Here is a 12,668-nt window from a genome sequence, read left to right on the forward strand (position 1 = left end):
GTGGACGATAAGGCTAGCGACGGCGAGGAGTTGTCCCCCTTGCAGCGCGCGCTCCTCGGCTTGAGGAAAGCGCGGGCGAAGATCGATGCGCTCGAGCGATCAAGATCGGAGCCGATCGCCGTCATTGGCATGGCGTGCCGCTTCCCCGGCGGAGCAAACACCCCCGAGGCGTTTTTCGACCTGCTCGACGCGGGAATCGATGCCGTCGGCGAAGTCCCCGCCGGGCGCTTCCGCGTCGATTCGAGCGAGGATGGTGCAGAGGATGCCGCCGCGCGGGCGATGCGGTGGGGCGCATTCCTGAAGGACGACGTCAGCCTCTTCGATACATCGTTCTTCAACATCTCTCCACGCGAAGCGCAGGCCCTGGATCCGCAGCAGCGCCTGCTCCTGGAGCTCGCGTGGGAGGCGCTCGAGAATGCGGCACAGGTGCCGGAACACCTCGGCGGGAGCAGGACCGGGGTGTTTCTCGGCATCATGAACACCGATTATGCCTCGCTCTGCATGCAGCTCCCTCCGGACGCGCAGGACATGTACGTGGCGACGGGCAATGGGCATTGCTTCCCCGCTGGCCGGCTCTCGTTCGCGCTGGGACTCGTCGGGCCGAGCTTCGTCGTGGATACGGCGTGCTCGTCTTCGCTCGTCGCGCTGCACCTCGCCGTCCGGAGCTTGCGCAGCGGTGAGTGCTCACTCGCGCTCGCGGGCGGAGTGAACCTCATGCTCACGCCGTTCGCCTCGCGTGCGTCCGCCAAGCTCGGCGCGCTCTCCCCGGACGGGAAATGCCGCAGCTTCGACGCGAGCGCGAACGGCTTCGTACGAGGCGAAGGGGGTGCCGTCGTCGTATTGAAGCGGCTCTCGGATGCCGAGCGAGATCGCGACCCGATCCTCGCCGTGATTCGCGGTTCGGCCGTGAACCAGGACGGTCGGTCGACCGGATTGACCACGCCGAACGTGCTCTCGCAAGAGGCTCTGATAAGGCAAGCGCTCGAGGACGCTCGTATCGGCCCGGAGCGGATAGGGTACGTCGAGACGCACGGCACGGGGACGCCTCTCGGTGATCCCATCGAATTCGAGGCCTTGCGCGCGGTTTACGGCAAACCTCGCGAGGACGGCTCTCCGCTCGTCCTCGGCGCCGTGAAGACCAATATCGGACATCTCGAGGCTGGCGCCGGTGTGGCTGGGCTCGTCAAGGCCATCCTCTGCCTCGGGCGGGGGACCATCCCGAAAAACCTTCATTTCGAGACGCTGAACCCTCGGATATCGACCCAGGGGACACCGTTTGTCCTGCCACGCACGGCCCTCCCGTGGAAGGCAGAGAACGACTTGCGCGTCGCAGCGGTGAGCTCGTTCGGAATGAGCGGGACGAACGCGCACGTCATTCTCGAGGAGGCGCCGCGCAAGGAAGGTGCCGGGACCGCGCCACAGGCTCGATCCTGCTTCGTCCTTCCCATCTCGGGCAAGAGCCCGGAAGCTCTGACGACGCTTGCGGGAGCTCATGCCGAGCACCTCGCGAAGACGAGCGCTGACATCGCCGACATCGTGTACAGCGCGAGCGCACGGCGGGGCCACCACGAGGAGCGGCTCGCCGTGGTGGGCCGCAACAAGGAGGAGATGGCGACTGCGCTTGCTTCCTTCTCTCGCGGCGACATGCCCGAAAAAGCTTGGCGTGGAAAGGCGCCGAGCGTTCCGCCCAAGGTGGCGTTCGTCTTTCCAGGCCAAGGTTCGCAATGGGCCGGCATGGGACGCAGGCTCATGCAGGAGGAGCCAGTCTTTCGACGGGCGATGGAGGAATGCGACGCGCTCTTTCGGCAGGAGATGGGGCTCTCCGTGATCGAGGAGATCTCGCGTCCTGCTGAGGTCTCGCGTATTGGCGATACGCTGGTGACGCAGCCGGCCCTCTTCGCGATCGAATCGGCGCTCGCTTCCCTGCTGGAATCGTGGGGGATTACACCCGACATCGTGATCGGGCACAGCGTGGGCGAGCTTGTCGCGGCCCGTGTCGCCGGGATCCTGGAGCTGAACGAGGCGGTGCGGCTCTGCGCGCGGCGCGCGCGTGTGATGCAAAGCGCGACGGGGCACGGAAAAATGGTGCTCTGCGCGACGACGGTGGCCGAGGCGGAGGAGGCCATTGCGGGGCTCTCGGATCGGGTTGGTATTGCTGCGATCAACCACTCGAAATCCGTGGTGCTTTCAGGGGACGTCGCGGCCATGGGCGAGGTGACGGCGCGGCTCGAGGCGCGCGGGATCCATTGCCGGCCTCTGAGGACCAACGTGGCATTTCACAGCCCGCAGATGGAGCCCCTGCGTGCCGAGCTGCTTCGTGAGCTGGGGCAGGTCGCGGCGCGGCGCGGCGCGATTCCGATGATCAGCACCGTGAAGGGTGAAGTCACGCCGGGAGAGCGCATGGATGCCGCCTACTGGGGTGACAATCTGCGCAATACGGTCCAGTTTGCGCCAGCCGTGACCGCGGCGCTCGCAGCTCACGCCCGCCTGTTCGTGGAGGTAGGTCCCCATCCGACCTTGTCCCTGGACATCACGCAGATCCTCGAGTCCTCGAAGATCAGCGGGGCCTCCGTTTCTACGTTGCGGCGTGGCGAGGACGATCACGAGCGCATACTCTCCGCGCTGGCATCGTTGTACACGCAGGGTTGCAGGGTCTCCTGGGCGCAGGTGTATTCCGCGGGGGGGAGCGTCGTGTCCCTGCCGAATCATCCCTTCACACGTGCTCGCCATTGGCTACCGACCGTGGATGGTGGTGCGCCCACGAAACGCAGCGGGCATCCGCTCGTCGGTGAGCCCATTGCATCGGCCGCCCGCCCCGAGGAGCTCGTGTTCGAGACGCGCGTCGATGTCGGGTCCACGCCGTGGCTCGCCGATCACCGCGTCATGGGCGACATCGTATTTCCAGCGGCGGCCTATGTGGAGATGGCGCTTGCCGGAGGGTCCGCGCGCGGCGAGAAGGACGCCTGCGCCATCGAGCGTCTCGAGATCGAGGCGCCGCTCGTGCTGACCGAAGGGGAAGGTTGCACATTGCAGCTCGTTCTGACCAGCGAAGGACCCTCCGAACGGTCCTTCCTGATCGCGAGCCGCGCTCGCGAAGGAGCCGCGTGGGTCGTGCACGCCAGGGGCAAGCTCCTCCGTGTGACGAAGCGCCAGCACGAAAGGACATCGGGAGAAGCGATCGCCCGGAGGCTCAATTCCTCGGGGGGTGTCTCGCCCGAGGATCATTACAGCCGCGTCGCGGCGGCCGGCATTCAATATGGCCCGGCCTTCCAGGGCTTGAAGGAAATCGTCACGGTCGAGGGGGAGGTTCTCGGACGCGTGAAGTTGCCCGAGGGTATGCTCGACGCGCGGTACCGCGTCCACCCCGCGCTCCTCGACGCCTGTTTTCAGATTCTCGGGGGTCTATTCGGCGAGGCGTCGGGCGAGCAGCTCTATTTGCCTGTCGGCATCGAGCGAATCGAGCTCGAAGGCCGCCCGGGCCGGGAGGTTTGGGTATCCGGCAGGTTGCGTGGCGCGGCCCGCGCGGGCGACGAAGAGCGCGTGGTGGATCTGTCGATCGAGAGCTCCGACGGGCGGAAGATCGCAGACATCGTGGGCTTTCGTGTGCGGAGAATGCCGGGCGCGGAGCGGCGTGACGAGCTCGAGCAGTGCTTGATGGACGTCGCATGGCGCCCCTCCGAAATGGATGACCAGCCGCGTTCGCCGACGGGCACCTGGATGGTGTTCGCGGACGACGGCGGCACGGCGGATGCGCTTCTTGGTGCCCTTTCGACGACGGCGGAGCGCTGCATTCGTATCGGGAAAGCCCTTGCATACGAATCGACGGGCGCGGACTCGTACCGGATCAACCCGGAAAACGAGGATGACTACCGCCGCGTCATTCATGACGCGCTGGGCGATCGCGGGCAGTGCCATGGCGTCGTCCACCTGTTCTCCCTCGACGAGGATCGGCCGCTCGACCCGGCGGTGGACCTCACGCTTGCCCTGTCGCGCGCGAGCGTGAGCGCGACGAACGTCGTGAAGGCGCTCGCGCATCGAAACGCGGAGCACGCGCCGCGACTCTTCCTGGTCACGCGCGGCGCGCAGGCGGTCCTCGAAGGAGAGCACGTTTCCCTGTCACAAGCGCCCTTGTGGGGCGTCGGGCGCACCATTGTCCTCGAGCATCCGGACCTCCGCTGCACCTGCATCGATCTGGACATTGCGGGTCGAGACGACGACGCGACCAGCCTCTCGCGCGCGCTCGCGCAATGCGGCCAGGAGCACCAGGTGGCGATGCGCGGCGCTCGGCGTCACGTCGCCAGGATCGTTCACGGTCGATTCGATGCACCCGGCGACCCGCCGTCCGGTCGAGCCCATGTGCTTGCGAAGGGGCGCCCATTCCGGCTGGAATCGGAGAAGCCTGGCTACCTGGAGAACCTTGCGCTTCATGCCTCGCGGCGCATGCCGCCCGGTCATGGCGAGGTGGAGATCGAGGTGGAGGCGGCGGCGCTCAACTTCATCGATATCCTCAAGGCCATGGGCACGTATCCGGGGCTCGGTCCAGGCAGGGTCGCGCTCGGAGGCGAATGCTCGGGGCGTGTGGTGTCCGTGGGCGAGGGGGTCTCGGGCTTGGAAATCGGACAGGAGGTGATTGCGCTGGCGCCTGCGGCCTGCGCGTCGCACGTCACGACCTACGCGCGTTACGTGGCACCAAAACCGCCCTCCATGAGCTTCGCCGAGGCGGCGGCCGTGCCTCTGGTGTTCATGACCGCGTGGTATGCGATCCACGACCTTGGCAGGGCGCGCAAGGGTGAGAGCATTTTGATTCACTCCGCGACCGGCGGCACGGGGCTCGCGGCCATTCAGGTGTCGCGGATGCTCGGGCTGCGGATCTTCGCGACGGCGGGGAGCGAATCGAAACGAAGCCACCTGCGGTCCATGGGTATCGAGCACGTCATGGATTCCCGTTCGCTCTCGTTCGCGGAGGAGATTCTCCGCGTCACCGAGGGACGAGGCGTCGATCTGGTGCTCAACTCGCTCACGGGCGATGCGCTCGTCAAGAGCCTCGAAGTTCTGGCATCTTATGGCCGTTTCCTGGAGATTGGGAAGCGCGACATCTACGAGAATCGCAAGATCGGACTTCTTCCGTTCCGAAAGGCAATCTCGTACAGCGCCGTGGATCTCGCGGGCATGTCGGCAGAGCGGCCCGATCTGTTCGCGTCCCTCCTGGAAGACGTGACGCGGCACTTCGTGGAAGGACGGTTCGAGCCGCTGCCGGTCACGTCGTTTGTCGCATCCGATGCGGAGAGCGCGTTCCGCCTCATGGCGCAGGCGAAGCACATGGGAAAGATCGTGCTTTCGATGAAGGATGCGCAGGCGCGCGTCTTCCTCCCCGGGTCGTCGCGGCCCATTTCGGTTGGAGCGGACGGCACGTACTTGATCACCGGCGGACTCGGTGGACTCGGGTTGTCGCTCGCGCGGTGGCTCGTCGAAAAGGGTGCGAGGCACCTCGTGCTCGTCGGGCGCAAAGGGCCTTCGGGGGATGCGTTCGAAGCCATCCGCGCCATGGAGCAGGCGGGAGCCCGGGTCGAGTGTGCTCGAGCGGACGTGTCGCGCCGGGAGGATGTCGATCGCGTGTTCGCGTCCATCGACGCCCGATTCCCGTCGCTGCGCGGCGTCGTGCATGCGGCTGCAGTGCTCGACGATCATTCCTTGCTCGAGCTCGGCGAGGCCGAGTTCCGCGGCGTCTTTGGCCCCAAGGCTTGCGGGGCGCATCATCTGCACACGGCGACGCTGGAGCGCGACCTCGACTTCTTCGTCATGTACTCCTCCGCGGCGTCGCTTTTCGGCTCCGCGGGACAGGCGAACTATGCGGCGGCCAATGCATTCCTGGACGCGCTCGCTCACGAGCGGTCCCGCATGGGGCTGCCTGCGATGAGCATTCAATGGGGAGCGTTCTCCGAGGTCGGTATGGCGGCGGCGACGGAGCGGCGCAAGGACCACCTCGGCGCCCTCGGCGCGATGACGCTGTCGCCCGCCGAAGGCCTCTCGTTGATGGAGAAGCTCTTCGCGCATCCGAGGCCGGTCGTGGGCGTGGTGCGGATGGATGTCGAGCGCATTTCCCAGGCGAACCATCCGGCGCTCGCATCGGGCTATTTCGCTGAATTCCTGGGCGGCGCGCGGAGCGAGACAGGCGCGCCCGGCGCCGGCGGGGGTTTGCGTGAGCGCGTCCGGGCGGCGCGGGGAGACGAGCGCAGGCGCCTCGTCGAGGAATACGTCGTCGAGCAGCTCTCCCGCGTGCTCCGCCTCGATCCTTCGCGCTTCGACGAGCACGCGCCTTTGAAGGAACTCGGCGTCGACTCGCTGATGAGCCTCGAGCTGCGCAATCGAGTAAACGCAGGTCTCGGGCTCGATCTCGGGGCCACGATCCTGCTCACGCATCCCGACATCGCTGCCGTCTGCGAGACGATTCTCGGCAAGCTCGGCGCCGATGCCGCCGGAGATGCGAGCACGGCGCTCGCCGCAGCGCCGTCGAGGACCGAACCCACGACGGAGGCGTGGTCGCCCCTTTCCCACAACCAGCGCGCCTTGTGGTTCCTTCATCGCGCGGCGCCCGGGAGCACGGTCTACAACGTCGGCTCAGCGCTGCGCGTCCGGGGCTCTCTCGACGTGAACGCGCTGAAGAATGCATTCCACCAGGTCGTCATGCGACATCCGGTGCTGCGTTCGACCTACACGATGCATGACGGCGACGTGGTTCGTCACGTCGATCCGCGGGGCGCTGTTCGGTTCGAGGACATCGATGCCGCGTCGTGGACCGAGGAAGAGCTCTCCGCTCGGCTTCGAGCAGCGGCGCAGAAGCCCATCGATCTCGAGCTTGGCCCGGCGCTCACCGTGACCATCTTCCGCCGCGCCGTCGATGAATGCGTGCTGTTCATTGATTCACACCACATCGGGCTCGATCTCTGGTCGTTCGCCATCGTTCACGAGGAGCTCTGGTCGCTCTACACGGCGGGCCTCACCGGAAAGAAGGCGAATCTTCCAATCGTCACCCATGATTACGACGATTTCGTCCGCTGGCAGTCGAGGATGCTCGAGAGCGCGGAAGGGGAGAAGCACTTCGCCTACTGGAGAGACGAGCTCCGCGGGGATATCGAGCCTCTCCGGCTGCCTGCGGATCGGCCTCGTCCTCCCGTGCTGTCCTATCGTGGCTCGTCCCATGCGTTCACGTTCCCGAAGGAGGTCGAGGAGCGGCTCCGTGCGCTGGCGCGCGCCGAAGGAACAACGTTGTTCGCCGTTCTCCTGGCGGCGTTTCAGGTATTCCTTCACCGCTGGTCCGGGCAAAATGACATCCTCGTCGGCTCCCCCGCGGCAGGTCGAAGCCTCGCGCAGTGGAGCTCGGTGGTTGGATACTTCGTCAATCCGATCGTGCTGCGCGCGAGCTTCCGCGACGATCCGAGCTTCCGCGCGGCGCTCGGCGAAATCCATCGAACGGTCCTCTCCGCGCTCGAGCATCAGGACTATCCGTTCTCGCACCTCGTCGAACGACTCGCTGTGTCGCGGGATCCTGCGTACTCGCCCGTGTTTCAGGCGATGTTCGCACTCGAGCAGTCGCACCGCGGAAGCGACGAGGCCGCGCTGGTGCTCGGGGAAGGTGGCGCGCGTGTCGCGCTCGGACCGCTCGAGGGGGAATCGATTGCGCTCGAAGATCGCGGGGCGCCCGTCGACCTCGCGCTGCTTGTGGCAGACACGGGCCATGGCCTGTCGGCGTCACTTCGGTACAACACGGACATCTTCGATCGGGGTACGATTGCCCGGTTCGCAATGGGCATCTCGACGTTGTTCGCCGCCATCGTCGAGGGGCCGGGGCGCAGGGTGTCCGAATACCCGCTTCTATCGCCGGACGAGCAGAGAAAGCTCCTCGTGGACTGGAACGACACCGACGCGAGCTTCGCGAGGGGAGCCTGTCTGCACGAGGTATTCGAGGAGCATGCGAAGGCCCATCCCGAGGTCCTCGCGATTGTCTCCGGTGAAGAGCGGCTTTCTTATCACGAGGTGAACAGGAGGGCGAATCGCCTCGCACATCGGCTGCGCAGGATGGGCGTCGGGCGCGATTCGACGGTCGGGCTTTGCCTGCCTCGATCGAGCGCTTTGCTCGTCTCCATCATCGCCGTGCTCAAGGCTGGCGGTGCGTATCTGCCCCTGGATCCGTCGCTTCCACGCGAGCGACTCGCGTTCATGATCGAGGACGCATCGGTACGGGCTCTGGTGACCGCGTCCACGCACGTGCAGGCGCTCTCCGGCAGCCCCGTGCCCGCGGTGCTGCTCGACACCGATGCCGGGGCGCTCGAAGCTGAAAGCGACGCCGATCCGGAGAACCTCACCGATCCGGATCGCGCAGCCTACGTGATCTATACCTCCGGGTCGACGGGCAAGCCGAAGGGCGTCCTTTGCCATCACATCGGTATCACGAACCTCATCGCTCACTTCCAGCGCAAAGCGACGCTCGCGCCCGGCGACGCCCATTCCTTCTGGAGCAGCCTAAGCTTCGACGCGTCGGTATTCGAGATCTTCTCGGCGTTCCTGTGCGCGGGGACGATTCACATCCCGCCCGAGGAAGTTCGCCTCGTCCCGGCGGCATTCATGGACTGGCTTCGCGCGCGGGACGTCCGCGGCGCGTACATCCCGCCGTTCATGATCGACGAGACGCTCGCGGCCTTGGAGTCCGGTCGCGGGCCTACGTCCCTTCGCCGCCTGATGGTCGGGGTGGAGCCCATCCCCGAGCGGACACTCGCGCGCATCGCGGAGAAGACGCCGGGGTTACGCATCGTGAACTCGTATGGCCCCACGGAGGCGGCGGTCATTGCTTGCACGTACGATATCGACGCTTCTGTCGGCTCGGATCGGCCGGCGCCGATCGGGCGACCCATTCAGAACATGCGCGCCTACGTCCTCGACCGACGAATGCAGCCCGCCCCCATCGGCGTTCCTGGAGAGCTCCATGTCGCTGGTATCGGCGTGGCGCGCGGATACGTGAATCGACCGGAACTGTCGGTCGAGCGCTTCCTCACCGATCCGTTCTCGCCCCACGGCACGGATCGAATGTACCGGACCGGAGACATCGCGCGGTGGCGCGCCGATGGCAATCTCGAGTTCCTCGGTCGATCGGACCATCAGGTGAAGGTGCGCGGCTACAGGATCGAGCTCGGGGAGATCGAGAGCGCTCTCGCCCGGCACCCGTTGCTCGACGAAGTCGCCGTCATCGTGCGGGCGGATCAGGCCGGAGAAAAGCGAATCGTCGCGTACACCGTTCTGCGGGAGGGTGCGCAGCCGATCCCGGCGAGCGATCTCCGGACGTACCTCACGAGGACGCTGCCCGATTACATGGTGCCATCGATCTTCGTCTCGCTCGATGCCATGCCGCGGACGGCGAGCGACAAGATCGATCGCGGCGCGCTGCCCGACGTGGATCCTGGCGGCGCCGATCCGCACGGCACGCACGTCGAGCCTCGGGACGGCGTCGAGCTCGACCTGATCCGGGTATGGGAGGACGTCTTGTCGGTCCCGCGTGTCGGCATTCACGACGACTTCTTCACGCTCGGCGGACATTCCCTCCTGGCGGTTTCGCTCATGACGGCGGTGGAGCGCCAATTCGGTCTCAAATTGCCCATCGCGGCGCTCCTCCAGGCGCCGACGCCCGCGGCGCTGGCGCAGCGCATCCGCGATCGTTCCGCGCCCGGGCCCTGGTCGCCGGCCGTGACCATTCAACCCAGAGGTCGTGGGCGCCCGTTCTTCTTCGTCCACCCCATCGTGGGCACGGTCATGGTGTACGTGCCGCTCGCGCGCCTTCTCGGGACGGACAGACCCTTTTATGGTCTCCAGGCGTCAGGCCTCCTCGACGATCTCGCGCCATTGAACAGCGTCGAGGCGCTGGCCGAGCGTTATGTCGAGGCGATCCGGGCGATCCAGCCGGAGGGCCCCTATCTGCTCGGTGGATGGTCGTTCGGCGGGCTGGTCGCCATCGAGATGGCGGCGCAGCTCGTGGAGCAAGGGCAGGAGGTGTCTTTCCTCGCGGTGCTGGATACCGCCTCGCCGGATACCTTGCAGGACGAGGCGCCGATGAATTCTCTCGATACGCTGCTGAGGATGGCCGAGGGGCTCGGCGGTCCGATCGCGAGCGCCGAGCTCGACGGGCTCGACGCTGAGCAACGTGTCGCCCATGTATTCGAGCGCATTCGCGCCCTGGAGATCTTTCCGGCGGAGCTTGGAGTCGAGAGGCTCCTCACCCACATCGACGCGCATCTCTCCGCGGGATTGCGGTACCGGCCGCGGCTTCCCTGCCGTATGGACTTGTTTCGCGCGACGGAAAGTGCGGGAAACAGCGGTCAGCACACGTCGCATTTCGGTGATGCGTGGCGGGCGTATTCGTCTCGCCCGGTAGAGTGCCACGACGTGCCCGGGACGCACTACACGCTGGTGCGCGAGCCCCATGTGACGGTCCTTGCCGAGCGCTTGCGAGGATGTCTGAACGCAGTGGATCCGCCGCAGGTCGGGGAGGGCACGTGAGAAGGTGAATCAACGGGCCGGGCCATTCTTTCAGGCCCGTACCGGAGCAGGGAAGAGCTCGTCCAGGATTTCCGGGACATGCTCGACGCTGGCGAGGTGACCACCGCCACCCCAGACGATGAGGCGACTCCCAGGCACGGCGCACGCCATGTTCTGCGCGAGCGAGTAGGGTGCGTTGTGATCCTGGTCTCCGTGCCAGAAGATGATGGGAACACGAACATTCTCCAGAAGAAACTGCCATGGAAGGACGACGAGAAGTTGCTCCGTGGCGAATCCGCGAAGGCCTTGACGGAAGGATTCGCGGACCTCGTCCTTCAAAAATTGCATGAAAGGGCCATCCGCAAGGATCTTTGCGTCGCTGGGCGGCATCATCGCAGCCATGCGATGGAAAAATGAGTCTGCCAGTCGCGTGGTGTAAATGAGCGCCGAGATCGCGGCAAGCGCATAGCTGGCGACGTGCAAGCTGCGCAAGAGCCGGTATGGCAATCGATTGGCAGGTATCATCTCGGCGAACACCGATGCATTGGATAGTTCACCGATACCACTCGCGATTCCGGCCCGGATGACGCGGCCTGGAAGGTCGTGCGCCACTGCGGCTGCATAGGGCCCCCCGCCGGAGATCCCGAGGACCGTGAAGCGCTCCCAGCCGAGATGGTCGGCGAGCGCCGCGATGTCCTTGGGGTAATCAACGATGCGCCTCCTCGGCTGGTAATCCGAGAGCCCAACGCCGGGGCGATCCGGACAGACGACAGCCACATGTCTTTCGACCGCGACGTCGTGAAATGTGACGCCGATCCTCCGGCAGCTGGGCAACCCGTGAAAAAGAAACAATGGGGTGCCGGCAGGATCGCCATAGATGTCGAACGCTTGCTTGCGTCCGTCCGCGAGTGTCATGGTCTTGTCGAGCATGGAGAGTGCCCAGGGGCAAGAGGCGTTCCTCTCCACGCTTGGCGATTGCATTGGTAGAGTGTGCGGATTTCACGCGGCCGATCCAGGAGGAATGGAGCAACATCTGCGCGCCGTATGCGTGGTTTGCACATGGGGCGAGGAAGTCGCTCGAAATAGCGAATGGTGTTCTTTCTCACTTTGGTAAACAAGCCGACTGTGCATCAAACGCGGCCACGTGCGTGTTCTCGATTCGAACTCGACCGGTCTCGAGTACCCCAGGTACGAGTACCGCCGGGCGTGGTTGTAGAACCGCTCGAGGTAGTCACCGCTCGACGCCATCGCGGCATCCCTCGTCGGGTCGTGCGTTGCGTCGACCAGCTCGGTCTTGAGGGGCGCCAGAAGCTCCTGCGACGGCGTTGTCATAAGTCGCCGGCGCGGCTCATGCTAGCGGCGATGCCGCGCTCACGCAGCACCTGCCGGTCGTCGTCGCTGGCGTAGGGGCTGCCGCGGTCGGAGTGGTGTGCCGGTCTGCGTGCGCGCAGCGCCCGCTCGAGGGCTTCGAGCGCGAGGACGCGGTCGTTCGGCTCGTTCATCGCAAGCCCACGGTCCTTGGCGTTCTTTTCGAGGAGCTTGAGCACGACACCGTAGACAACGTCCGCGTCAGAGCGCCCGGCCGGGGCCTTTTCTTGGCGCATCGGCGCAGTGTGCCTTGAGGTAATGGCCGTACGAGAAGCTGTCATCGACGACATCTCCAGGCGCTGCGGCAATCCGTGCCAATGGGCAGGCCAGGGCTACGCGTGTATCCGCCCCCGTGACGACCCCCTCTCCACCGTGGTGCGATGTCCCTCGCGTGCGAATGCATCCACACCATCGGACGTGCGAAAGGTTCTGCCACTCTCGCATGACGTTCCTTCTTTGCGCGAACGGCCAGCTCTTCGGGATTCCGACGGTACCATCGACGACAGAGCTGCGAATCAGAAGCCGCCCTGCCACGAGGTCGACGTCGTTTCACCGAAGCGCGAGCATCATTGGTCTTTGCGCATGTATACACGCAACCCGCTTGCTCTGGACCGGAGCGACCTTCCGCCCCTGCTCCCGCCGGGCCGTTCTTGTGCTCCACGACCACGTCGATCATTCAACATTCTTTGGTCACACATGCGGCCGAGGCGTAGGGCTCGAGGCGGCCGATTACGTCCGTCTTTCACGTCGCCAACCTGCTGCCCACCGCAAGATCT

3 protein-coding genes are annotated in these 12,668 nt (G+C 65.6%); 1 reads left to right on the forward strand and 2 read right to left on the reverse strand.

Going from position 1 to position 12,668, the window contains the following annotated elements; genetic code table 11:
• Positions 1–10,545: a non-ribosomal peptide synthetase/type I polyketide synthase gene (locus KEG38_RS17070; protein WP_272420630.1), complete on the forward strand. Its 10,545-nt coding sequence runs from the start codon at positions 1–3 to the stop codon at positions 10,543–10,545.
• Between the two features lie 30 nt (positions 10,546–10,575).
• Here the strand turns inward: KEG38_RS17070 and KEG38_RS17075 are convergent, their stop codons facing one another.
• Together KEG38_RS17075 and KEG38_RS17080 are read right to left on the reverse strand one after the other, a co-directional pair.
• Entirely contained in the window at positions 10,576–11,454 is an 879-nt protein-coding gene (locus KEG38_RS17075; RefSeq protein ID WP_272420632.1) for an alpha/beta fold hydrolase, read from the reverse strand.
• Between the two features lie 398 nt (positions 11,455–11,852).
• On the reverse strand, positions 11,853–12,128 hold the full coding sequence (locus KEG38_RS17080) for a hypothetical protein (protein WP_272420634.1): 276 nt from the start codon (positions 12,126–12,128) through the stop codon (positions 11,853–11,855).
• Positions 12,129–12,668 lie beyond the last annotated feature (540 nt).

The organism is Polyangium jinanense (genome assembly GCF_028435265.1).
Taxonomy (GTDB): domain Bacteria; phylum Myxococcota_A; class Polyangia; order Polyangiales; family Polyangiaceae; genus Polyangium; species Polyangium jinanense.

Excerpts from the sequence above, each read along its gene's own strand:
- KEG38_RS17075 (WP_272420632.1), bottom strand. The coding sequence starts at position 11,454 with ATGCTCGACAAGACCATGACACTCGCGGACGGACGCAAGCAAGCGTTC.
- KEG38_RS17080 (WP_272420634.1), bottom strand. The coding sequence starts at position 12,128 with ATGCGCCAAGAAAAGGCCCCGGCCGGGCGCTCTGACGCGGACGTTGTC.